Origin of the sequence: Oscillatoria sp. FACHB-1407, assembly GCF_014697545.1 — a bacterium.
GTDB lineage: Bacteria > Cyanobacteriota > Cyanobacteriia > Elainellales > Elainellaceae > FACHB-1407.
The window spans coordinates 112,591-136,758 of record NZ_JACJSA010000023.1 but is presented as its reverse complement, the minus strand read 5'-3'; the positions used below and the strand labels follow the sequence as shown (position 1 = coordinate 136,758).

Genomic DNA, 24,168 nt, shown 5'->3' with positions numbered 1-24,168 from the left:
ATCGAGGAGTTCAGGTCGAAAAGTCATAGTACGAGTGTCTCGGGTCTAGTAGTTCATTAGATCTCATTTCTGACCTTTGACACAATCTAATTTACAATCCCCGTATTATGTAATAGTGGTTATACTGTGTAGTGCTTTTACAACGCTACAGGGATGAGTAGTCCCTCAATTTGGTGGATTGCTCAATCGTGCTCTGTTTCTTCAACTTAGCTACTAGGGCAGCAGATTTATCGAGAGATCCATCTATTTAGATAGAACGTGCCTTCAAGCACTAAACAGACTTTCACTGGACCTCAGTTCGCTCGATCAATCGGCTACATAACAAAACATTGTTGTACGAGTAATCCGGAGAGCGATATCAATTCGATCGCGGAACCTAACAACACTACTTACCCATTTGGTTAATCCATTGTCCAATGACCCTCCTCGTAGGTACTCCTCCGTCTGTAAACGCCCAGATGTTAAGCCTTTTCTGAGATCCGTAGCTAACGTGGATAGGTCGATCGCACCCATAGTAGTACAGAGAATCGAGCGGTAATCGCCGCTCCAGAATCCACTCCACGAGGCGATCGCTCTCCAACCCCACGATCTGAAAATCACAGGCAGCACCGAGGCGATCTCACCCCTACTTCCTCCGTTGATTAATCCATTTCTCAATACCTTTCCTCGTAGGCACTCCTCCATCCGTAAACGTCCAAATGCTATGCCTTTGTTGAGGAGCGTAACTGATGTGGATGGGTCGATCGACCCCATAGTAATACAACGAATCAAACAGTAACTGCTGTTCCAGAATCCACTCCACGAGGCGATCGCTCCCCAACCCCATAACCCGAAAATCACAGGCAGCACCGAGGCGATCGCAGTAATACTTGCCATTTCGGTTCTTCTCATGTGCCATGTGCTGGTCGCGGCTCGGATCAACTCGCCCATTCTTAATCCCCGTTTCTGGGTCTTTCTGAGCCAGAAACCGCTTCAAATTCTTTGAACAGAACCCATAGGTCAACTGAAACCGCTCCCTGCCGAAGTGAGCAATCACAGGGTCAAGGATGTGATGACACAGAGCCTCCAACGCTGGGATTGTCTCTTCCAGGTTTTCAGGGTACGGGTCAATCCGATCCGCATACTTCTGGTAAGTTTGTGTGCAGGTGCAAAACTCCTCCAGCGTCAGGTATTGACCAACCTGCATCTCTTTCACAGTCTGAGCCATCCTGAAACTCCAGGCTCTTTATATCCATCACCACTTTATCGCCCAACCCAATCCAGCAAACCCCAAGACGGAAAATTCCTCAAAGCTCGACATAGCCTGCATTCAACAGTGCTGTTTCGGTAGAGGTGAGACCTTTACCAGCATCCACCAGGCGAATCCGAGGATAGTCACTTAAATGTCGTGCGATCGCTTCTGGGCTGGTATATTGGGTTCGACCTGACTCAGAACGGGGTGGCTCAACCTCTGGCAATCCCCAAACAACCAGCACTAGCTCAGACCATAGATTTAAGGGTTCAGGTGCAACCAGATCGCCCGCCACCACAATGCGATCGATGGAGTAGTGATCCCGCAGGAACGTAGCCGTATCTCGCGCCAATTTCCAAACATCTGCTTTGTGGTTAGGGTCAGAGGCTACCCTTCGTTGTGCCAGCAGAGCAGCGACCCAATCACGCGGATGGGCCAATTTGACAACCTCTGCCAATCCAAAGGTCATCATGAGCATTCCTGCCAATCCCTTGATGCCTTCTCGTCCGCCAATGTCAGGTCGTCCGTTGAGGAACTCAAACTTTGCCTCTGGACACCAATAGATGTAGTCGTCAAAAGCGATCGTCACTGGGTCTAACGCAACTGGAAATTTGAGCAGTGCTTTGCTCCAATCAACCCCTTCCCCCATTCGAGGCAATCGGGTAAGCCGAGGGGCATCTGCTGCTACTTCAAACCAGGTCTCTTCGAGCGGATAATCCCAGTCATCTTTTGCCAGCCAAATCTTGTCGGGGAGGAAGGTCAAGCCCGGAACGCTGGAAACCACATATTGTCCAGCCGCATCGATTGTTTGTCGCTGGTATGTTCCGTCAACGAGCCGCCATAATTCCATGTGGCATTGAGCCACATCCACAATCCACAGTTCCGGAACACCAGCCGCCTGATAAATCGGCTTCTTGACGGTGTAGGTGTACTCCTCACAACCCAGTTGGAGGAACTCCACAACCACGTCTGCCGCTCCCTCCAGGTAATACTCATACAGCCGATTGCGCGGCTCACCCCGGAAAAACAGGACATCGGGCATGAACCCATGCTGCCCTAACCGATGGACAAACCCACCGCCCAACGACTGTCCCAATTTTTCATAGCGCATCCCCAACCCAAACATCGCCATTCGTAAGGCTTGCCGCAGTTGAGAATAGGAAAATCGCCAATCGCCGTGATGGGGAGGGTTCTCTGGCTGATAGTCAATGACCTCTGCCCACTGTTGCAGTGTGGAAGCATCAAACCCATCGAGATTGGTGAGCATTGGTGCGCCGAACGTGCGGGATAACGCCTCCCACCACAATCGTTCTGATGCAAGGGCAGCGATCGCTTCTACACCCCACCCTCGAAGAATTTGGCTTAGTAATCGACGGCTGTGAACGAGGCTGTCTCCAACGATTAATTGCCCGTTCACTAATTCAATTTTGGAACCTGGTGACCAGGCGTGATAATCATCCAGCAGGCTTGCAGACATGAGAATCAGCCCCAATGACAATCATTCAATTCAGAATAGTGGAGTAATTAAACGATCATCGTCTCTTCCATCTTCAAACACCAAGTATCCTATCCCAGCTACAGGTTATCCTGCTTTCGCCTGTTCCATCTCTTCAATTCAGATATCAATGCAATAATCCGACCAATCCCAAAATTACTGATGTTCTGAATCAATCGTGCCTGGGAACTGTGCATTTGCCACCTTCTTCGTGAGATTTGTTTCGAGGCACATACAGTTGATGCAGAATTTCGTTATACCGACCTTCGGCTTCCATCGCCTTCAGGTCTTTGAAATATTCCAAAACGTCCTCATCTAAATCGATTTCGCCACTTCTAAGACATTGTTCAAGAACTTGAAAAGTCACAACACAAAGTTGCTTTTGTTCCACCTGCCAAAGATGAAGTAACCAACTTTGTATCTTTAACGCTCGTTTGTACGAAAGGACTCCTTTGAAAAGTAGGGACTTGTTTACTCCAAGCCAAAAGGCAAGCAGCATCGAAATGAGGAAGTAACGTTTGCAGGGCAACTTGAGCGATTTAGACATATTTGTAAGCTTGCAATTAGACATGAACTGAAAGCCTTAACCTCAGCTAGGACCTTCAATTTCCTCGTTGGAATGGCGACGCCTATCTCAGATCTGCAAACTACCAAGGCGATCGACGATTCCAGTAATGTTGAACAGCTCACCGATGTATGTGAGCAGGCAGACCAGTTCTTGGGCTAATCCAAGCTGTAAGTCAGGAGCGATCGGAAGTTTCACCAGGTTCTTTTGTATCTGGTAGCTGACCTCAATCCACTGTTGCGTCGTATAAAGAGGCTGATAGGAAACCGAGAGGCCATCTTTTGATCCACCAACTGGAACAGACAAAAACTGGGACCAATCCCCCAAACTGACCTGCATCTCAACAAAAAACTCAGTAATTTCAGGTTCTTTAGAGGGTCTGATTATCTGAATGTTTTGCAGTTGTAGGGGGTGAGGCAGGGTTTTTAACACCCAATCTGCCGGGCTTTGGGCAACTTGCAGCGGTGGTGTTACGCCTGATTTCTCTAAACCTGCTACCAACATGGAGTGTACAAACCGCTCGAAATCGATTGTTGTTAGAAGCGATCGCGCATCGAAAGCAAAATGAGTCTGAAGTTGATCGAGCAAAGTTTCCTGAAGGGCAGTGAATTCTAGCTCTCGCTGACGGATTGAATCAAATTCAGCAATGACCTGCTGCCTCATTTGATTCAGTTGAGCGGATAACTCCCTGCCTTTGCGTCGTCTGAGCTGCGTGTAAATTGCCAGAAGTTCCTCAATGGTCGATGAGGAGAGGGTTTGTGCTGATGAAACAGGGGGATCTCCGGACATGCTGTCTAAGTAGTCTGAAGCATCGGAACCTATCCACCGGGTTTCAACCTTTACCTGGTTAAGGGACTGAACCTGAACTGGCTGAATTCGTACCATCTCAGCTGGTTCATCGCAACAGGTTTGATTAATTAGCGCCAACAACGTTTCGGGCGTGAGTTTATCCGCCTGAATCCGTTGCCAAAGACTGCGAGAATCCCCGTCATCCGGGTAAAGCTGGTACAGCAACGCCTGCCACTGCTTTGGGTGAGCCAGCATATGTTGGGCAATTTCAACGGGAGAACCCGCATGAACCAACGTGCAGCTTTTCTCGTGTAGCCCTTCGATATCACTGTGGAGGATGGCATAAAGTGGCATAGATCTTCTTTCCCTGATCACAAGTTACAGCGCTCGGAATAATGCACCTCAAGGAGTTAGGAAGCAACGGCTTACCTGTAGGACACAAGCAAGGCTGGCAGTTCTATCTCAAAAGACCTCCCTATTGCCGTTTTTCCCATCGCTTCACTCACCAACTTCAGCAAGTTCTCTGTGCGGCTGATCAAAAACATTTCAAAGTCGTTCTGCCACAAAGTTTCCGGCTCTACCAGGTGCGATCGCAAAATCGAGTCGAGTCGAGATCGGGAGATACCTTGATCCACCAATGCTTGAAGATACTCATTCGGTGCCTTACCACCAATCTTTTTATTGCTGAGTTGGGACAGCGGAGTCAGGTTCACTAGGCAGTTGTACTGGGAGGCAGGAATTGCCTGACGTTTGGCATAAGCGGTGGGAAAAAGATGGTGGCACTCAATCGGGTCATTAAAGAAGTTCACATCTGATAGTGCTTCGCCAGTAGCCAGGTCGATCGCCCCATTTTTCCGCAACAAAGCGCTGATGCTCTTGTAGACAGAGCCGTGTCGCCGCTGAGTGCGCTGTAGGAAGCTGCGGTCAAACAGCGCCTCCCGTACTGTGCTTGGAACGACCAGACTATTGCCCATCAACCAGTCTGGCACCTCCAACATATCTCTTGAAGCTCGTGCCTCGTGCCAGGAGGTGTAGAACGCGGTGCAAGCCCCGCACCAGAACCACTGTTCTAACTTTGAGCGCACCTGTTCCTGCGGATAGCCGATTACCGCGAGCACAGCAGCAAGAGCAACCAGTTGAATCTGGTAGGGCAGATCCTCAGCCGTCACAATCCGTTGTCCATGTAAAAACCTTACTGCCTCTTCATACCCCACCACCACTCGCGGGGCAAAGGTTTTGTATTCCTCAACCGACAGATTCAAAACCTCATCCCGCCCGCAGGCGACTGCCGGGAGCTTTTGTGAGGGAGTTGAGGTTTTGATGGCATGTTGGCGACGGTAATAAGTTGCGACCAGAGTCACACAACTGAGAAAATCTGTTTCCCGCACGGAATGCAGCAATCGGTGTTTTTTGAGTTGCTGCTCTTTCTCCGCCCAATCTTCTCGGAGGGAGAAGTTGTCGGCGGCAAAGCAGGCGGTAGCGAGATCAAAAAAGGTGAGCACTGAATTTTGCGTGTTCACGTTCTCGAACATCTGGCAGACAGCAGGGCGGGGCAGTGATGCCATCAATTCAATGACGGGTAGCTGATAATGCTCAAACCGCTTGATGATTTCCTGCTCGAACTTGTCGATTAATTCCAGCTTTTCAGGTGCGTAGTTCCAATATTTGCAGTATTCCTGCCGCCATTTTGAGAACTGAAAGGTGCTGGTAGTTGGGAACAAGTTCTGCTCGTACTCTTTTTCTGGCGTGGAGCAATCAATCTTTTTGCCTTCGGTGCCACACCCGGCTTTAATGCGATCCTCATTCAGGCTGACGATCGCCTGTTCACGCCGAACCTGAGGATCTAGTGCCTTTTCCATATCGATGTAATACCAACGGTTGGAATGCTTGTAGTTTCGCTTGCTCCGAAGCTGGACAGGACGGTTTGAAAAGAGCGCCATGTAGAGGGCTGTCAGTCTTTGCTGTCCATCCAGAATCAGGTAAGTCGGAATCGGCGAGTTTTCTAGTTGAACGCCTTCAACCAGACGAGGACGAAAGACCCAGTGAGGGCTGTTGTTCTCCAATAGCATAATTGCCCCAATGGTCCAGCCTTTGCTGATGCTTGCCAAAAGACGAATGATCAGATCGTCGAGCCAGCAGAAACTGCGCTGGAGATCCGGTAGCTGGATCTTACCCAGATGGATTTGTAGAAGGAGATCTGCCAGTACGGGTTTGCCGATATCGAAATTGGAGAGCATTCCGTCCATGTTTTGCGGGTTCCTTAACGGCGATTGGAGAGATTGTTGTCACGATAGATCGAGCGTACTAACTCAAACAAGCGTCTCCAGCAAATTCCCCTCAAATGAGGGAAAGAACCACACATTTGTCAGGACTGGTCTGGAAAGAGAATGGCACGATCTCTGGGTGGGAGTGGGCAAAGACGATCCCATGCTTCAGCAGGAATTTCACGGTAATGACGGAGTAAAAACCGGAACTCCCCTAATCGACGCAGGTAAACCTCTTTGAGCATTCGGGGTTCATTGTTTTGGCTCATCCAGCGCTCCATTGTGGCTAAGCTACATCCGGCGACAATCGCTAGTTGCTCCTGGGTGAGATCAAGTTCCTCATACAGCTCGCGGGGATGGGCGATCGCAATTTGGCAGTTGACGTAAGTTCGAAACAGTACCCGTTCAACTTCTCCAAATGGGACTTGTCCTGATCTACGTGTCATAAAGCCTCCGATTCATCAGAAGCCGATAGATCTTGTCCAGCAGGAAGAAGCTCTAAATCTTCTTCATCAACCCAATCAGCAATGATCCAACCTCTTGATGGACTATCGGCGTCTAGCAAGACGAGGTAAATCCAGGACCACCAATCTGCCTTCTGCCTTGATTTGCCTAAGTCCTTAAATACAGGAGCATAAATCTGCCCAATTATCGTTCCCCATTCTGAATGGGTCTGTGGAGCCAAACGGCACCGACTACCTATTGAATATTTGGGCAACTGGGCAGCCGCAAAATCAGGGGGAATTACTACCACGGAAGCATTCTGCCCAAAAAGCAAACCTACCCCCTCATCGCTAAAAAAAGCTGAAGGGTTGGAGTTTCTATCTCCTAAAGAGGGTTGAGAGGCTGAAGCATCTGAGTTCATACCAAGAAGGAATACATACACAGCCAATAAGATGCTAGCATTATTTCATGAAGTAGTTACTTCATGAAATAATGCAGTTTAAAGGATTTCATGCCTTCATGAGATGATGAATTCAGGAAATTTACGTGAACCCCACTCAGGCGACTTGGTAACTAAGCGTGACGACCCCAATTACGCTCAGGTAAGCGGCTATGTGCCTAAAGAGCTTGCACTGCGATTCAAAGTCCTCTGCACTTCAGAGGAGATGAGTCAAAGTGAGGCTCTTGAGGAGGCGATCGCTCTGTGGATGCAGAAGAAAGAAGACTCGAAACGCACCTCATCCAACAATGACCGCTAACGGCTCGTCATTAGTTGGCAAGAATCACAACTGTTCAATTACTCCTCATAATCTCCGTCGAACTCGATCTGCCTATTTCTGGCTGAACTGCTTAGCTGAGTTCGCGTAGATTCAGAAGATTCTGCTGCGATGCCTCTAACCAGGCATCGCAGTTGTGGAACGAAGATTAAGCCATTAATAAGCAATCATGCTTGGATGCTTTCCTGCTCCTTACCCAGATGAGCTGCTTTACAGTCTCTGTGCTCGATTTCATAGGCGGATGCAGTATCCGAATATGAAAGATACTATGCAGGAGTTGTTTGGAGATGAAGCAGCGATCGCTGTTGTTGACTTACCCAGTAATCTTGGCAGTCTGGTTTCTGCATTACCACCTGGTAGTCCATATACGATTAAACGCTTGATCAACGATTTCACACTCTTTCCGTTTTTTGCGCCCTTCTTACATCCTAAACAGGCTCGAGAACTTTGGGCTGATATGGAAGGGGCACGAGGACCAGCCATTAAAATGCGCTCTGGTATTATGGCAAGTACTATTCGCCCTCTAGAATGGCTCAGGTTTTGTCCTCTCTGTGCATTGCACGATGAACAAGAATTTGGTGAGTGTTACTGGCATCGTCTTCACCAATTACCCGGAGTTGAGATTTGTGTTGACCACAATGTTGGTCTTTTAAATAGCTATGTTCGGATTCAGAATCCTCAGACTCGTCATGAGTTTGTTGCAGCAGAGCAGGGAATTCAACTACCAAAGACACGCTCACTCGATGTACTACAACCTCACCACAAAATTCTGCTGAAAATTGCACAGGATGCTGCTTGGCTGCTAAAGCAAACTATTTCCCCGCCCGGATTAGATGTGCTGTTGAAGCGTTATCATCAACTACTTGCAGAGAGAGAACTCGCCACAAGTAGCGGTAGGGTGCGAATTAATCAGTTGTTGAACGAGTTTTGTCATTTCTATTCCAACGGTTTCCTTCAAAGTATGCAATGTGAAATTGATGTTGAAAGTCAGCATAGTTGGTTACTTCGGTTAATCCGATCGCCCAAAGGTTCCCAGCATCCCCTACATCACCTATTGCTCATACAATTTCTAGAGTATTCAGCCGAGTCATTCTTTCAGCTTCCTAATCAATTCAAACCTTTTGGTAAGGGACCTTGGCCTTGTCTAAATCAAGCTGCCTCTCATTTTCATCAACCTGTAATTCAAACGTGTGAAATTACTTACACTCAAGATCACGGAAAGCCAGTAGGTACATTTCATTGCTCTTGTGGCTTCATCTACTGCCGTACTGGTCCTGATAAAACTCAAGAGGATCAGTTTCGCATTACAAAGATTCGAGCTTTTGGCTCAGTCTGGGAAGAAAAGTTGAAAGAACTGTGGGCTGATTCGACAGTCAGTCTTCGAGGCATGGCACGAGAGCTTGGAGTTGATCCAACTACTGTCAAACTACATGCTGCTGCGCTGGAATTACCTTTTCCACGTCAGGGTGAGCGACAAACCAACAGAAGTAATAGGGAACTTGTTTCTTCATCAGAAAATCGAGAAGGATTGCCAGCAGCTACTCTGGAGAACTACAGGATGGAATGGTTGTCTGCACGAAGAGAAAACCTTACATCAGGAAGAACGAAACTGAAGAACCAATTTCAAAGAGTTTATACCTGGTTACGACGAAATGATCGTGAGTGGCTAGAAGCTAACCTGCCTCCTAAAAAACAAACAAACTCGCCATGTCCACGTGTGGATTGGGAGAGACGAGATGCTGAACTTGCAGAAGCAGTGAGGCTTTCTGCTACCAAGTTATACAAACAGGGAGGACGACCGAATCAGGTCACAATTGCAGCGATCGCACGTGAATTAGGTCAACTAGCTCTGATTCAAAAACATCTAGATAAGTTACCGCTAACGGCAAAAGTTTTGACGGATGTTGTAGAAACTCGTGAATCTTTTGCATTGCGACGAATTAACTGGGTTGTACATTGTTATAGACAAGAAGGTAGTTATCCACAAAGATGGCAGTTAATTCGTCGGGCAGGTTTACGCCCAGAACTTATAACACTTCAACCAATTCATGAGGCTATCGACTCAGCATTAGAGTTACTACACGGTGCGTTCACTTTAAAACCAAATTATGAGGTTCTAGATCAACAAGATTAGATCAATCCTTTTCAGTCCCACCAATAAACAACGACTGGCGGTGGAGCAGGATGTCTGCCTAAGAGAGAACCGGTACGAGTGCGATCAATAACCTCTGTACTGCTGCATTGCCATTCCTTGCTTAAATCGAGCAAAGGAATTACATAGTCGTCGGCACAAGACAGGACATACAAAGTGTCTGCTTTCCACCTATAGTGCAAATCTCGAAGTGCAATTAGTACCCTATCTAGAGGGTATTCTGTATCTTCGGGTAACGGTGGTCCCATTGCAAAGCTTTTCCACCACTCTCTATGAGCATAAAGATCAGACAAAACCTGTTTAGGGTCAAACTGGTTGAATGCAGCCTTAAGCATTAGGGCTGCAACTAAATCTTGTGGAGAGCAATCTCCAACAGGTTTTGCAGGATCTAGCATGCAAACACCTTTAGGTGAAATTGAAGGATTTGAACCTTGACGAATAATCTAGCTTGTAACACAACCAGTCCCGTTTTCAAATTTAATCTCTTAGCCTTGCTAAAACACGGCAGCAATAATGGTTTAGGCACTAAAGGTAAGGACAAAGCAGGGGCAGTTTACCAGCTTAACCAACTGGATTAGCGATGAATAGCGATCGCTTCAAGACTGCCCCTGCCCTTCAATCTTGCTCGAAGGGATTGTTACGAGCAGAAGTAAGTATTTATGCTCTGTGCCAGTTAGTAAAGAACTTTATTTGCTAGTAAAGAACTTTATTTGTGGCAAAGAACATTATTCCCATTGATCACAATCGTCTGCATCACTCATCTCCTCACTCAACCGTGACACTCTTCGCGAGATTTCGAGGCTGATCCACATCCAGACCGCGACGAGCCGCTATGTGATAGGCGAGAAACTGCAACGGCACCACCGTCAACAACGGCGACAGCAACTCATCCACTTCTGGAATGGGCAATAGGTCGTCATAGATCTCTGTGACATGCGGATCCGTGGATGAGGTCACGCCGATAATGCGGGCATCGCGTGCCTTTGCCTCCTGGGCATTGGAGAGCACCTTCTCGTAGACCAAACCTGGAATGGCGATCGACACAACCGTAACTTTTTCATCCAGTAGGGCGATCGGACCATGCTTCATCTCACCGGATGGATAGCCCTCCGCATGGATGTAGCTAATTTCCTTCAGTTTGAGTGCTCCCTCAAGGGCGATCGGGAAGTTCACACCCCGTCCGACAAAGATAAAATCCTTTGCTTCCGAGAAGTCGTGTGCCAGCGTTTCGGCTTGTTTTTCCTGATCCCTTAAAGAGGATTCAATTTGCATGGGGATGTGGCGTAATCCATTAATAATCTGCTCTAGCCGTTCTGGGGCAATCATCTTGCGGCGATAGGCAAAATCGAGTGCCAGACAATAGAAAGCGACGAGTTGAGCGGTAAAGCTCTTGGTTGCGGCTACGCCAATCTCGATACCAGCGTGGGTGTTGATGACGTGATCCACCGATCGCGACAGAGTGCTCTGCATCCGGTTCGTGATGCCCAAAAAGCGTGCCCAGAGTTGAGGGGATTGTTCTGACCGTCGTTGTCGCTCCATGTTAATCGCAGATAGCGTATCAGCCGTTTCACCGGACTGCGTGACACCGATGATCAACACATTGGGCGCAAGTGGTGGGGGTGCGTAGCGAAACTCAGATGCATATTGCACGTGGGTCGGAACGCCTGCCACCTGTTCCAGTAAATACTTGCCGACCAGACTGGCGTGCCAACTGGTGCCACAGGCGACGATCTGGATCTGCTCTAGTTCTGTGTAGAGTTCGTCAGGTAGTCCTAAATCGATCGGGTTGGTGCCCTGGCTGGCAGTCCAGTCGGGTTTGATGTAGGTGTCTAAGCAACTCCGCACCACACTGGGTTGCTCATAGATTTCCTTGAGCATGTAGTGACGATAGCCTTGCTTTTCAGTGGCGATCGCCGCACTACTGAGCAAATGCGGTTGTCGGCGGATTCGTTTGCCCTCAAAGGTGTACATCTCAACGCCCAGAGGGGTGAGGGTTGCCATCTCGCCATTTTCGAGAGGAACAACGGCGCGAGTGTGAGACTGGATGGCGGGCGTATCCGACGCGCAGAAGAATTCCCCTTGCCCAAAGCCAATCACCAGGGGTGCTTGTTGGCGAGCGATGACGATCTCATCGGGATATTCAGTGCAGATGATGGCGATCGCGAAGGCTCCTTCCAATTTGTTGACCACTCGTCGCACCGCTTCACTCAATGGAGAGCCATACTGCTCTAATTCATTGTCTACCCGCATCTGGTCGAGACATTCCACGACCAGATTGGGAATCACTTCCGTATCGGTTTCAGTGACAAATTCATAGCCGCGCTGCTTTAACCCATCCCGCAGTTCACGGTAGTTTTCAACAATGCCGTTTTGCACCACGGCGACTCGGCGTGCCATGTCCATATGGGGGTGGGCATTGTGTTCTTCGGGTTTACCGTGAGTTGCCCAGCGGGTATGACCGATGCCGATCTGTCCTGGGGGATTTTGCTCCGCCAATTTGGCTTCCAGGTTGAGCAATTTTCCCTTTGCCCGGACGCAATGAATCTTATCGTCAGAGAGGGTTGCAATGCCTGCGGAATCATACCCTCGGTACTCCAGCCGCCGTAGACCATCTAGCAAAATCCCGTTAGCCGTCTGAGTTCCGATATAACCGACGATTCCACACATCAGAGTCGCACTCCCTGTGAACGAAATGAAATTAACAACGTCTATGGCCTAAACAGGCAATTCCTTGTGGGATGTAGGCACAGCCCAAGCCTCACAAAAATACACCATTACCACAACGTCTACGTTAACAGACAATTTTACAGGGTGGCACTTCCTTTACGCTGAAGCGATCGCAATCGGATTTGCCGCAGGGGTAACTATAGCCGTAGTCACATTTGGGTAGTGTTTCAGATCTGTTGCGACTGACCCCGCCTGTCGCCGTTCTCTCAGCAGGAGGGACTACAGGGGTTCTTAACGGAGACTATCAACAGGTTTGGAATACCGTTTAAATCTACAATCCAAGACAGCTGATTGACATCATCAAAAATCGGGGATCTGAGAAAAGTCGCCCATGGAGTATATAAGGAGTGTAATCCCTCCTTCAACATGGTGTGAGTATGAGCATCGGTAAAGTCAGAATTGGTTTTGTTGGTTGCATTGCCGCTTTAAGCCTGGTTACGACCGTGATGAGTGGTTTGCCGAGTCAAGCCGTGAGCGATCGCCCCACCCAGGACAATGAGGCTGCTGAGGCAATTCCTTCAAGCGGAGCAGCGTCTCCTGTGGCTCCTGCCCCTGCGATGGAGGTTGCCCAAGGCTTAGTAGGACAATGCCGCGAAACCTTGCGGATTGAGCGAGTTTATGGGGGTGCCGATCTGGAAGCTGTACGAGTGACCGACATTCCAGCAGGCACTCGCATTACCCTCGCCAGTAACCCCAATCGCGGTTGGGTACAAATCAGTTCACCCATTGGAGGCTTCGTTCAGGCAGCGTTTCTTTTGCCCTGCCGCTCAGGCAATGCTCCCGTAACGCCTCCTGCCGCTGTTCCTAATACAACAGGTAGTGCAGTTTGTGGTGTGGTGACAACCCAGTTTCCGTTGACCGTTCGACGCGCACCTAATACTGCCGCTGCCGCAACCGATGCCCTACTGTTTCCTAATGATGGCTTTCGCATTCTGGGTACACCCCAAGTGCAGGCCCAACCTGCAACCGAAAACGGGCGTGTCTGGGTTCAGATTAACCGTTTTGGGGTAACAGGTTGGGTGGCAGAGACAGGTCCCGGTGGGGTTGGGGCGAATTTTAGACGAGTGTCTTGCTCGGAAGCAGGTGTTTAGAGGAGGGAGTGGGGATTAGAGAAGAGGGAGTAGGGAGTAGGGAGAAACACCCCATTCCCCATTCCCCATTCCCTCACTTCAATGACATGCCTTGTGGGTTACCGATGGTGGCACGTCTAATGCAGGGCTAGCGTCAAAGAAGCTCACTGGCTTGAGCATAAACCCAGAATAGGCGGTGGGCATAACGGGCCAATCTTCAGGACGGGGGATATGGTGATGCCCAAACACATACCACACCACGACATCGGTGTTCTCAATGGGGCGATCGCCCTGAGTCCACTGGGGCAAACCTTCGCCCCCCGCATGTTGGTTGGGATACTTCCCTGTGGGATATTTTTCCTCCACATCGTAGGGGGTGACCCACAGGTGTTTGGTCATGAATCCAGCCCGTTTGAGAATTGGCGCATCGGGATGGGCAAAGGGCAAGACGTTTTCTCCGGGCACGATCTTATAGCCCACGGGTTGCTCCAGACGGTTCTTTACAGAGGGATTCACCACCTTCCAATAGCGAGCGGTAAAGGGATCGATGATCCGTTGAGCCGCTTGCTCCGTCGCCAGTAAGGTCGATTTCGCAAAGAAGGCATTGCCGTAGGGGTTTTCTGGTCCCAGAGGTTCCGACTCGCTGTTGACCTCGTAGACAGAGTTCTCGCTGCCATCGATGTCAAAGTCGAGCCGCATACAGAAGAAATGCTGGTGGTTAATGGCGTTTAACTCTGGAGCAACGACCGTGCCAAATTTGGGATAGTTGTCGAGTGCTCCGCAGAGCAAAATCCCAGTCAGCTTGATCTCGTATTGAATCGTGCCGTCCTGATAGAAATACCAGAAGAAGCCGTATTCGTAGTTATCAACCGTGGCGATAAAGGAGAGCACCAACCGCCGCGATCGCCTCACTTCAGCGCGATCGCGCCGCCAGTCGGTGTGTTTCCACAAGATGCCATAGTCTTCTTCATGGAGACAGACTGCATTCTCAATAATGGACACGTCTCCCCGGCTATTCGTCAGCACAGCGTCAAAATAGCGAATCTCTCCCAGGCAGTCGCACCCCAGCTTGAGCGAGTTTGCCAGCATCCCCACACCGTGTTCGCCCAGGTCAAAGGCATTTTTGCGGAAATGTTGTGGACGGGGGTCGCCGTAGGGCACCACCATTTCTGCCATCGATGCGCGATAGAGAATGGAGCGCAACTGCCCCTGATCTTCATAGCCCACGGTATAGAGCACTAACCCCTCACGAGGCGTGAAGCCAATTCGCATTTGCCACTTTTGCCAGCGAATCTCGTGCCCATTCACCTCAAAGCCCACCCCTTCGGGTTGGGTGATGTGCAGGGGTTTGATGTCGGTTCGCAGACTGGGTTGAAACTGGGGTTCATACTCCCCAGACTCCGGAGGGACGGGCACCACACCCATATCCTCAATTCGCAGAACTTGCATTTTATTGAGGTCTACGACGGGCACCAACCCATCAATCGGACGGGCGTAGAAATTGCTGTCGGGAGTTGTCCGCAGATAACAGAGACAACGGGAGAGGCGCAGGTTTTCTTCGTCGGCAAAACCAAAGTTGCCGATCGCCCACGGATCAACCACAACAGACTCTAAATCCGTGATGCCGCGTTTTGCCAACGCCGCTTGAAACTCTGGATGCGCTTTAACCGCTGCTTCGCACTCGGATAACTCATCTGCCATAATGTTGGGCTGCACCCCTGGAACCGCTGTCCATGAGGTTACTTTGCCTTGAGTTAAAGAGACGATCGCCTCGTAGGTTGTACCTGTCGCGTTGTCTAACAAAATCAGGAAAGCTTCTCGCTCAAATGGCTCACCCGGTTTGTAGTTCAGGACAAACGATTTGGGGGGCTCATGTAAGGTGACACAGGGAAAGCGAAATGAGTCACCGACTGGCTGTTGGTCACGCACGATCGCGACCGCAGCGGTTACTTCTTTGGCGGTGAGCGGTTCTAAAGGATGAGCAACCAGAGAAGATGCAGAGGATAGTTCAATCCGTTCACGGGCAGTCGTCATACACCAATCAACACAATAAAAAACAGTACCGAAACAGTATGAGGGGGGTATCGATCGGGTAATTGTCCCTCAAACTACACTTGCACCTGCAAGTTGTATTTGATTCGGTTAACTACAATCTATAGCAACTGTCGAGATAGTTAATACAAGGGGGTGTGAGGGCTGCGCCCCCAGCCAGGGATTCCACCCTTGCACCCCGTCCTAACCAACCCTTCGGTTGCTATAGACTCTAAACGCAAATTTAGGCTCCAAACGGAAGAGAGGCACATCGTGAGATGCGCCTCTAAAGAGATTACTGATGAATGAGGTTAGCGTTTCCGGGCTTCCCGCTTTTCGCGCTCTTGACGACGGCGATCGCGCCACTCCACAGTAGTCAGGTAAGCAATACCACCTGTCACTGTCAGCAATAACACCAACGCCAACACGGCTAGAGCATTGAGAGCGTATGTTTCAAGAGTCATGCTGTTTGCAATTTAGAAGCCGTTACGACCCCAAACGACCATCGCGATTGAGAAAGTGAAGACCGTCAGCAACGAAACCCATCCTAAAGTCAAGATATCCATAACTGAATGTAAAGAATAAATTGTTCACACTTTGTCCAGATCCAATCATAATCTACTGAGGGAAGAAGAAAGAAACGATTCTGGTGGTTTGGGGTTAGGTTACTCGACACAACTCATAATCACCGACTACTCCTATCCCCTTGCCCTCCCCTGATATGCACCTAGCCCGTCGATATCGTCTTAAGTTTGCTGCTCAACGGAGCGATCGCTTCGTCCTTTATCTGGCAACTGCCGTTGCGTTTCATCTGGGGTTGATGGCGGTGGGGATCCAGGTGTGGCGGGTCGAAGCAGACCAGGTCGCCACCGATCCGCCGCAATCGATTGAATTCGTTTATCTAGAGGGTGAATCTGGCGAGCCAAACGAGATAGGGCAACTCTCCAACATCGACACTCAAGCCGGAGGAGAGCATCAGTCTGGTTTGGCGATCGCTGCCGGAAAACCTGAAGAATTCAAACCTCCAGAAGCCGAGTCCTCTAAACCCCTCACCCCCAGTTCGGCGACGGGGGCATATGTACCGACCTACAGCCAGACGAATGATAGCGAGAAGGAATTGGACTCAGACTCAGTTGAGAAAACCGAGCCAACGCCATCAGCATCTCCGATTCCATCTCAACGAGCAGCATCAGGAGTCGTTGCTCCCCCGGTCAATCCTTCCCCACTCCCAGCCAAGCCCGAAGCTCCCAGCCCAGAACCGTCCCTGTCAGCCGCTTCTCCAGTGCCACCGCTGCCAACTCTATCGCCGGATGCATCAGCCGAGCCAGGAGTGCCATCCCCCGGTTTTGGTCTAGATGGTTTGTTTAATCCCGATCGCACAGCCGTCAATCGTCCTGGAATTAACACCCAGCGAGATGAGATTTGGGGCGACTACATTGCAGCGTTGAATGAGACGATTTATCAACATTGGCGCAGCACAAATCCAGATGTGACACGAGAAACTCTAGTGCGATTTGAGATCGATCGCCAGGGTCGATTAGTGAGTGAAATTCGAGTCACCCAATCGTCGGGGTCAGACCTCGCTGATCAAGCAGCGATCGCAGCGGTAGAAAATACGGCTCCTTTTGCTCCCTTTCCTGCCACGATTCCTGATGCATCGGTGATCATTAACTTCCGCTTTACCCAAAACGTGCGATCGCCCCGTCGTTAACGTCAATTCGGGTTAAACACCTGGCGAATCAATTCGCGGCTATAGGAGCCAAGTCCGTCTGCGCGGACTACGGAAAATCAAGGTTTGCTGAACCGATGTAGGTCGGTTTTGCCGTTGTAGCGGCGGTTTTAACCGCCAAGATCCTTATCCCGAGCCCAGGCTCGTTAACCGCTTTAAGGTGGCGTTACGACCCCATGGGGTGAATGTTTATGGGCGATCGCTTCTCGTCATAGCAAATGAACAGTTTGTGAATGGAGATAGACCTGAACACACACTAGGCTGACAAAATCAGCACAATAGAAGGCAGGCTCTTCTACTCACGAGAGGCGATTTATGACTCGACACGGACGGCAAACCCTACTCCTGATGTTGCTTAGTGGACTGGTTATTGCTAGCTGTGCGGCATCCACCGGGACAGAATCAACAGAATCAACAGAAACAGAGGTTGCTTCTCCCAGCCCTGCGGCAATTCAGCCAGACTCTGCAACAGCCCAGGCAAATCAGACGACTCCCCAACAACCCTCAGGCTATACCCTGACTCCTGTTGTCGAAGGGTTAGAGCATCCCTGGGGCATTGCCTGGCTACCGGATGGCGATCTGCTTATTACTGAACGTCCTGGACGACTGCGAATTGTGCGGGATGGCACCCTCGACCCTACTCCCATTAGTGGTGTGCCATCGGTATTAGTCGATGGACAGGCAGGATTGTTAGATATCGCGCTGCATCCCCAGTTTGAGCAAAATCGGCTGGTTTACCTGACCTATGCTTCTGGAGATAGCCAGAGCAATCGGACTGAGGTGGCACGGGCAGAGTTTGACGGCACATCGCTGCAAAATCTGGAAGTTATTTTTAGAGTGAATCGGCAGAAGTATGGCACTCAACACTTTGGTTCTCGCCTGGTGTGGCTGCCTGATGGCACACTTTTAGTCTCGATTGGAGATGGGGGAAATCCACCTGTGGAGCTGGATGGTGACCTGATTCGGAAGCAGGCACAAAACCTCAGTTCGTATTTAGGAAAAGTAGTGCGGATTAACGATGACGGCACGATTCCCAATGACAACCCCTTTGTCAGCACAGCCGATGCTGCTCCAGCCGTCTGGAGCTACGGTCATCGCAATATTCAGGGGATGACGTATGACCCGCTACAAAATCGGGTTTGGGTGTCTGAACATGGGGCACGAGGCGGGGATGAGTTGAATCTGGTGGAAGCAGGAAAGAATTATGGTTGGCCTCTGGTAAGCCACAGCCGAGAGTATTCCACAGGGCAGCCGGTTGCCCCAACTCAATCGCAACCGGGTATGGTTGATCCAAAAATCGTCTGGCCGATGACTGTTGCGCCATCGGGTTTGACGGTCTACACGGGAGATGTTTTTCCCGATTGGCGCGGTAATGTGTTTGCTGGCGGGTTACGAACTGGAAATGTCCACCGCATTCAAGTGAATGCCAATGGCAACGCAACGGAAGTGGACACGATCGCCATTAATCAGCGAGTCCGCGATATCCGTCAGGGACCAGATGGTCTGCTCTATGTGTTGACCGATGAGAATGATGGGCAACTCCTCCGGATTGACCCCCGACCTTAGCGGCAAAACGCTAACCATCGTCGTCAACCACGGTCATCTTAAGCTGGAGTCAGGCAGGGGGCGATCGCCTCCCTGCCCTGCGTCTGTAAACTGCTCCAGATCGTCTGTGACTCAACCCATAGCGTTGCTATATGCCAAAATCAAAAGCTTTTATCGGCATCAAGCGAGACATCTGTCTGATTGTTCCTGCAATTCCGGTTGGTCGAGTGACCACATTTGCATCCATCGGCTCCTACATGAGTGTTGTTCCCCGGCACGTTGCTTACATTCTCAGTACCTTAACCGAGGAGGAACAGCTAACATTGCCCTGGCATCGTGTTGTGGGTCAAGACGGAAAATTGGGAAAAGTGAAACTGGATAGCTTGGGTCGCCCTCAGGAATCCCTTCTTCAAGATGAGGGAATTACCGTACAGAGGGGCATCGTTACTGCATTTGCGGAGGTCTTCATTGAGGTGTCTGACCTCAACACCCCCGTGCAACCTCACACGCATTATCTAACAGAAGGGATGGGAGACAGGGTTGAGTATGAGATGGGTGATGGCGTAAACTCACACTGAACCGCTGCCAAATCCATCTTGAAATAGGATACGCCTGTGAGAATTTTGCCCCTTTTGATCTCTTTCGCTGCATCCCTGACTGTTGTGACAGCAGAAGTCAAAGCCCAATCTAGCTCTGAAATTTTATTGCAGGAAACAGGTGTGCTTGAAACAGGTGATGCATCCTTATCCTCAAGCGGTATTCTCTACGACGAGTACACCTTTGAAGGTAGTGCAGGCATCCCAATTCGCATTAACTGGTCGAGCGAAGAATTTCCAGCTAACCTGATTTTGCTGGACTCTGGGTATAGTATCCTCGCCATCATTGCTGCTAATGGGGAATTGATTCAAGAAGCGGGCGATTCTGCGATTCAAAATCTTGAAACCCGTCCCACTGCAACAGGTGCTTCTGCCGGGTTTAGCCTCTCACAACCGGGGATGTATCGAGTCATTATTGCTGCGCCTGATGCGGCCAGTGATGGTCAATATTCCCTATCAGTTGTGACGGAGACAGCCCCATAGGAACGTTTGGATCTCTGGTTTTGAGTGGGATGCTTCCATCCCTCCAATGCATCGAGTCAGATGTGACAGAAACCAGGACGGGAATAGGTGTGCTGAGCCATATAGTATGGTCTTAGGGGCGTTTCGCGAAACGCCCGTACAGCAGTCAGTTTTTGAGAATCATATTAACTGTCTCGACAGTTGCTATATCTGCATTCAGCAACGCCGGGAATAGTTGCACGTTACGCCATTGACCGTTGACAATGAACAAAAGACAGTTTGACTAGTGACCTCAACCCTAAATTGATATGCTCGATCGCGACCAAGTTCGTAAAGTGGCTAATCTCGCTCGATTAGACCTCACTCCTGCCGAAGAGGAGCAGTTTTCCACTCAGCTCAGCAGTATTTTGGATTATTTTGAACAGCTCAGCGAACTCGACACCACGACCGTTCCGCCGACAACACGAGCGATCGATGTGGTGAATGTGACCCGCGTTGATCATTTGGCTCCCTTTACCGATCGCGAGAGCATCTTAGAGGGTGCGCCCGATCGCGAAGGTGAGTTCTTCAAAGTGCCTCGCATTATGAACGCAGATTAGGCTGATATGGGTTAAAACTGGCGACGCGAAAAGATCAGAACTGCGATCGCCAGCAGTAATGCCGTGTAAAACACGCCGTAAGTTGCATTGGCTGCCAGTTCCAGGGGTTGAGGCAAGAGTTCAATTCCATAAACCGCCTGATTCTTCAAGTTCAACCGTTCCAGGTCGGGTAACACCAGGTACAACGCCTGCGTTACCTGCTGAATGGATTCGCTCTTTGCCAAATTACCCAGCGTGAGTAAATCGCGGCTGAGATGCCCCATCAAGTACACGGCAAACGTAAACAGGGTGGCGAGTAGGGAACTGGTGAAAACCCCAAACAAAATCGCTACGGCTGTGATCAGCGATAGCTCTAGAAATTGGTAGAAAGCGGCGATGAGAACGCTACCAATTGGATAGGGAATGCCGTAGACACTCAAGACGACCAGATAGATTGCCGTCATTGTCAGCACCAGCACCGCCAGCACGGCTGACAACCCCAGATGTTTACCAACGATGAATTCCCCATAGCTGATGGGTTTGGCAATGAGAACGAAAACCGTGCGTTTTTCAATCTCTTTGTTGACTAGCCCAGTGCCCACAAAAACGGCAATCACCAGGCTCAAAATGCCGATCGCCGCTAGCCCTAAATCTGCCAAAATTTGCTCTTCGGCACTGGCAGACACATAGGGAATCAGAGTGCTGGCAGCAATAAACAAGACTGCAAAAAAGCCAATTAAATAAAGGACGCGATCGCGAATCACCTCACGAAAGACGTTACTCGCAATCACACTCACTCTGCCGACATTCATAGTGTTACTGGATGGCTAAACCGATTGATGATGCTCACAAAACCTAATTCACGCTCATTCCCCCCGATCAGCCATTTTACTTTAACCTGAGTTTGAGATAAGGATCTTAGCGGTTAAAACCGCCGCTACAAGAGCAAAACCGACCTGCGTCGGTTCGGCAACCCTTGATTTCCTGTAGTCCGCGTCGGCGGACTTCGCTCCCATAGCCGCGAATTGATTCGCCAGGTGTTCAACCCGAATTGACGTTACTTTAGAGTCTTGTGAGGAATGTATATTTCCCCCTTAAAACAGGCTTCATATCAGGTTACAATGCAAATTTGCTGTGCCATATTTAGTCACTCGGATACATTTCCATGATTCAAGAAGTTTTCATGCCTGCTCTTAGCTCTACGATGACCGAAGGCAAAATTGTCTCTTGGGTCAAATCACCGGGTGACAAGATTGAAAAAGGCGAAACCGTCGTGGTGGTCGAGTCTGACAAAGCCGATATGGATGTGGAATCCTTTTATGAAGGCTACCTGGCAACCATCCTGGTGCAAGCGGGGGAAAGTGCCCCGGTGGGTGAGGCGATCGCCCTGATTGCTGAAACTGAAGCAGAAATTGAAACCGCCAAGCAGCGTGGGACGGGTTCGCAACAGACGACAGCAGGTTCTCCTGCGGCTCCAGCGGCAACCCCTCAAGAAAAAGCAACGGAGACTGTAGTCGCTGTGCAGACCACTAGCACACCCAGCAATGGTGCGTCTAATGGGGCTTCACCCAAAAATGGTCGAATTGTGGCTTCTCCTCGTGCCCGCAAATTGGCAAAAGACCTCAAGGTTGACTTAGCAGCGTTAACGGGGAGTGGACCCCATGGTCGGATTGTGGCAGAAGACGTTGAAGCGGCGGCAGGCAAAGTCAGTCAACCTGCTCCCGTCGCGGCTCCCGTCGCAGTGCCCACTCCTGCACCTGTGGCGACTCCGGCTCCCAAAGCGGCTCCTGCGGCTCCTGTCGCGGTGCCTACAGCGGCTCCCGGTGAAGTGGCAGCATTCAACACGCTGCAAAATGCTGTCATTCGCAACATGATGGCGAGCCTGCAAGTGCCTGTCTTCCGGGTAGGCTACACTATCACCACTGACAATTTGGATAAGCTATACAAGCAAATCAAATCCAAGGGTGTCACAATGACAACGCTGCTGGCAAAAGCGGTTGCTGTCACGCTGCAAAAACACCCATTGTTGAATGCGAGCTATACCGATCAAGGCGTGCAATATCGCAGTGGTATTAACATTGCCGTTGCAGTCGCGATGGATGATGGCGGATTAATCACCCCTGTGCTCCAAAACGCTGACCAGGCTGATATCTATTCCCTCTCGCGTACCTGGAAGGATTTAGTCGATCGCGCCCGTGCGAAACAGTTACAGCCTGCTGAATACAGCACCGGAACCTTCACACTGTCGAATTTGGGAATGTTTGGGGTTGATCGCTTTGATGCGATTTTGCCTCCTGGGCAAGGCTCTATCCTGGCGATCGGTGCCTCGCGTCCTCAAGTCGTGGCGACCTCTGATGGTATGTTTGGTGTCCGCACCCAAATGCAGGTGAATATCACCTGCGACCATCGCATCATCTATGGTGCTCATGCGGCTGCCTTCCTCAAAGATCTGGCAAAATTGATCGAAACCAATCCGCAGTCGCTGACGATGTAGATTGGCAATGAGACAGGCTCTCATTTGGGTTTGGCATGGCTAAGACATGGGTAGCAAGGTTAAGACGGGGTGTAGGGGGTGGAACCTCTGCGTAGGGGTACTGCCTTCTCTCCCTCGCCTCGGCTCAACTGCATAAATTCTCCGGGTAAACAATTCGTTTCATCCTGATTGCAGGTCAAGACGTTGTAACTACTATGTAGCAAATCTGACACTTCTACAGGTTAAACGTTATGCGTATTCCCACCCTCGCGGTTTGTGCGTTAGCGGCTTTTGCTGCTCAAGACTGGAATCGACAGGCGATCGCGGCTTCCGATGCATCACCCTCCCCAGAATCTGAGCCAACATTGAAGGCAACTGACGTGCTAGCCACCGAGGAAAGCGCATCTGATCCTGCTCAAGCGATCGCTTTGCCAGAGACATTTATCGCTGAATCTCTGCCTCCATCGGCAACGATGACCTCAACCGCAGATGAAATGCGGACGACAGAGACACCTGCTGAGGAGCCACTTCCCATTGCAGAAGACCCAATCGATGCGGGAAGACCCATGATTGCGGAGGGAGATGCCGATGAGAGGGTCGCTGCTGATGTCGATCAGGTAGCCATCGAGGAGTTTGAGGTTCTGTCTGAAGCTCTAATGGCTCAGGCTACTCCTGCTCGTAGACCAGTTTCTAATGGGGCGATCGACATTCCTGTAGAAATGCCACTCAGCCAGCGACCTTCCGTATCTACGGCTCAAGCACAGCCCACAGTTCGGGTGACGACTCCTGTTCGGGTCAGCATTGAAGGACAGGAACTACCCGTGCCGGGGGTGTTACCAACATCGTTTCGGTTTCCCATCCGCACTCGCATTGTCAACAACCCGTCGATTACCACCAACACCCCCATCACCGATCAGGAATTTCCTAATCCACTGCCCCGTGCTAATGTCGGCTCTCTGGAAGAGTTAGCCCGCTATCGGGAGGCTCGTACTGTGGCAATTAACGTCTGGGCAGAGCAGGTGCGGGGATGCATGGTCGGCGAGTATCCCAATATGGTGAGTTTGCGGACGGTGAGACAAGCAGATGGAACCGTAACTGAGGAGCAAATCCCAGTATTGTTTAACAACAGTCGCGGCAGGATTGTCACCAACGGCAATGGGCGATTGGTTTGCCCAGTCTAGAGGGCTACCGTGTACACAAATCTCGAATGAGAGTCCAAAGTGCGACTCGATCTCCCTCAA

The 24,168-nt window shown here is 50.2% G+C and carries 25 protein-coding genes; 11 read left to right on the top strand and 14 right to left on the bottom strand.

All coding sequences use genetic code 11. The features are described from left to right. Positions 1–306: 306 nt before the first annotated feature. The 8 genes from H6G89_RS28225 to H6G89_RS28190 all read right to left on the bottom strand — a co-directional run bounded on the left by H6G89_RS28225 (position 307) and on the right by H6G89_RS28190 (position 7,098). Positions 307–657: a hypothetical protein gene (locus tag H6G89_RS28225; RefSeq protein ID WP_190512939.1), complete on the bottom strand. Its 351-nt coding sequence runs from the start codon at positions 655–657 to the stop codon at positions 307–309. Then, on the bottom strand, positions 626–1,207 hold the full coding sequence (locus H6G89_RS28220; protein WP_199336974.1) for a hypothetical protein: 582 nt from the start codon (positions 1,205–1,207) through the stop codon (positions 626–628). The genes H6G89_RS28225 and H6G89_RS28220 overlap by 32 nt, the downstream gene beginning before the upstream one ends. 79 nt (positions 1,208–1,286) lie before the next feature. Further along, positions 1,287–2,708: a Uma2 family endonuclease gene (locus H6G89_RS28215; protein ID WP_190512938.1), complete on the bottom strand. Its 1,422-nt coding sequence runs from the start codon at positions 2,706–2,708 to the stop codon at positions 1,287–1,289. A gap of 190 nt (positions 2,709–2,898) precedes the next feature. Then, a complete protein-coding gene (locus H6G89_RS28210; protein WP_190512937.1) occupies positions 2,899–3,093 on the bottom strand; it encodes a hypothetical protein in 195 nt (64 codons plus the stop codon). Between the two features lie 267 nt (positions 3,094–3,360). Beyond that, a complete protein-coding gene (locus H6G89_RS28205; protein WP_190512935.1) occupies positions 3,361–4,434 on the bottom strand; it encodes a hypothetical protein in 1,074 nt (357 codons plus the stop codon). A gap of 71 nt (positions 4,435–4,505) precedes the next feature. Continuing rightward, positions 4,506–6,326 (bottom strand): GmrSD restriction endonuclease domain-containing protein, encoded by a 1,821-nt coding sequence (locus H6G89_RS28200; RefSeq protein WP_190512933.1) that lies wholly within the window; start codon positions 6,324–6,326, stop codon positions 4,506–4,508. Positions 6,327–6,445: 119 nt separating this feature from the next. Continuing rightward, positions 6,446–6,790, bottom strand: a complete 345-nt coding sequence (locus H6G89_RS28195) for a helix-turn-helix domain-containing protein (protein WP_190512932.1) — start codon at positions 6,788–6,790, stop codon at positions 6,446–6,448. Next, positions 6,787–7,098 carry a hypothetical protein gene (locus H6G89_RS28190; RefSeq protein WP_190512931.1) on the bottom strand — a complete coding sequence of 104 codons (312 nt, stop codon included), beginning with the start codon at positions 7,096–7,098 and terminating at the stop codon, positions 6,787–6,789. The genes H6G89_RS28195 and H6G89_RS28190 overlap by 4 nt, the downstream gene beginning before the upstream one ends. A 256-nt stretch (positions 7,099–7,354) precedes the next feature. On the opposite strand from H6G89_RS28190, the gene H6G89_RS28185 reads away from it, so the two are divergent. Further along, positions 7,355–7,546: a hypothetical protein gene (locus H6G89_RS28185; RefSeq protein ID WP_242060154.1), complete on the top strand. Its 192-nt coding sequence runs from the start codon at positions 7,355–7,357 to the stop codon at positions 7,544–7,546. 187 nt (positions 7,547–7,733) lie between these two features. After that, positions 7,734–9,698 carry a TnsD family Tn7-like transposition protein gene (locus H6G89_RS28180; protein WP_190512930.1) on the top strand — a complete coding sequence of 655 codons (1,965 nt, stop codon included), beginning with the start codon at positions 7,734–7,736 and terminating at the stop codon, positions 9,696–9,698. Positions 9,699–9,709: 11 nt separating this feature from the next. Here the strand turns inward: H6G89_RS28180 and H6G89_RS28175 are convergent, their stop codons facing one another. Beyond that, positions 9,710–10,111: a hypothetical protein gene (locus H6G89_RS28175; protein ID WP_190512929.1), complete on the bottom strand. Its 402-nt coding sequence runs from the start codon at positions 10,109–10,111 to the stop codon at positions 9,710–9,712. A 36-nt stretch (positions 10,112–10,147) separates the two neighbouring features. On the opposite strand from H6G89_RS28175, the gene H6G89_RS28170 reads away from it, so the two are divergent. Then, positions 10,148–10,294, top strand: coding sequence for a hypothetical protein (locus H6G89_RS28170; protein WP_190512928.1), 147 nt, complete (start codon positions 10,148–10,150; stop codon positions 10,292–10,294). Between the two features lie 187 nt (positions 10,295–10,481). On the opposite strand, the gene glmS is transcribed toward H6G89_RS28170, so the two are convergent. After that, positions 10,482–12,383, bottom strand: coding sequence for a glutamine--fructose-6-phosphate transaminase (isomerizing) (gene glmS, locus H6G89_RS28165; protein ID WP_190512927.1), 1,902 nt, complete (start codon positions 12,381–12,383; stop codon positions 10,482–10,484). Between the two features lie 437 nt (positions 12,384–12,820). Here glmS and H6G89_RS28160 point away from each other — a divergent pair, with 437 nt between their 5' ends. Further along, positions 12,821–13,534 carry a hypothetical protein gene (locus H6G89_RS28160; RefSeq protein WP_190512926.1) on the top strand — a complete coding sequence of 238 codons (714 nt, stop codon included), beginning with the start codon at positions 12,821–12,823 and terminating at the stop codon, positions 13,532–13,534. Between the two features lie 78 nt (positions 13,535–13,612). On the opposite strand, the gene H6G89_RS28155 is transcribed toward H6G89_RS28160, so the two are convergent. The 3 genes from H6G89_RS28155 to petN form a co-directional block, all read right to left on the bottom strand. After that, positions 13,613–15,547 (bottom strand): primary-amine oxidase, encoded by a 1,935-nt coding sequence (locus H6G89_RS28155; protein WP_190512924.1) that lies wholly within the window; start codon positions 15,545–15,547, stop codon positions 13,613–13,615. Between the two features lie 308 nt (positions 15,548–15,855). Further along, the gene (locus tag H6G89_RS28150; RefSeq protein ID WP_190512923.1) at positions 15,856–16,008 is read right to left on the bottom strand and encodes a hypothetical protein; all 153 of its coding nucleotides are present in this window, start codon (positions 16,006–16,008) and stop codon (positions 15,856–15,858) included. Positions 16,009–16,020: 12 nt separating this feature from the next. Next, entirely contained in the window at positions 16,021–16,110 is a 90-nt protein-coding gene (gene petN / locus H6G89_RS28145; protein ID WP_190512921.1) for a cytochrome b6-f complex subunit PetN, read from the bottom strand. 155 nt (positions 16,111–16,265) lie between these two features. Between petN and H6G89_RS28140 the strand changes: the two genes are divergently transcribed. The 5 genes from H6G89_RS28140 (at position 16,266) to gatC (ending at position 20,475) form a co-directional block, all read left to right on the top strand. Then, entirely contained in the window at positions 16,266–17,255 is a 990-nt protein-coding gene (locus H6G89_RS28140) for a TonB family protein (protein WP_190512918.1), read from the top strand. Between the two features lie 333 nt (positions 17,256–17,588). Further along, entirely contained in the window at positions 17,589–18,839 is a 1,251-nt protein-coding gene (locus H6G89_RS28135; protein ID WP_190512916.1) for a PQQ-dependent sugar dehydrogenase, read from the top strand. 131 nt (positions 18,840–18,970) lie between these two features. Beyond that, complete coding sequence (locus tag H6G89_RS28130; RefSeq protein ID WP_190512914.1) at positions 18,971–19,396, top strand: MGMT family protein; 426 nt, start codon at positions 18,971–18,973, stop codon at positions 19,394–19,396. Positions 19,397–19,432: 36 nt separating this feature from the next. After that, entirely contained in the window at positions 19,433–19,897 is a 465-nt protein-coding gene (locus H6G89_RS28125) for a hypothetical protein (protein ID WP_190512912.1), read from the top strand. Between the two features lie 287 nt (positions 19,898–20,184). After that, on the top strand, positions 20,185–20,475 hold the full coding sequence (gene gatC / locus H6G89_RS28120; protein WP_190512910.1) for an Asp-tRNA(Asn)/Glu-tRNA(Gln) amidotransferase subunit GatC: 291 nt from the start codon (positions 20,185–20,187) through the stop codon (positions 20,473–20,475). Between the two features lie 11 nt (positions 20,476–20,486). On the opposite strand, the gene H6G89_RS28115 is transcribed toward gatC, so the two are convergent. Further along, a complete protein-coding gene (locus H6G89_RS28115) occupies positions 20,487–21,266 on the bottom strand; it encodes an ABC transporter permease (protein ID WP_190512907.1) in 780 nt (259 codons plus the stop codon). Positions 21,267–21,619: 353 nt separating this feature from the next. Between H6G89_RS28115 and H6G89_RS28110 the strand changes: the two genes are divergently transcribed. Both H6G89_RS28110 and H6G89_RS28105 read left to right on the top strand, forming a co-directional pair. After that, positions 21,620–22,948, top strand: a complete 1,329-nt coding sequence (locus tag H6G89_RS28110; RefSeq protein ID WP_190512905.1) for a dihydrolipoamide acetyltransferase family protein — start codon at positions 21,620–21,622, stop codon at positions 22,946–22,948. 230 nt (positions 22,949–23,178) lie between these two features. Next, positions 23,179–24,108 carry a hypothetical protein gene (locus H6G89_RS28105; RefSeq protein WP_190512903.1) on the top strand — a complete coding sequence of 310 codons (930 nt, stop codon included), beginning with the start codon at positions 23,179–23,181 and terminating at the stop codon, positions 24,106–24,108. Positions 24,109–24,168 lie beyond the last annotated feature (60 nt).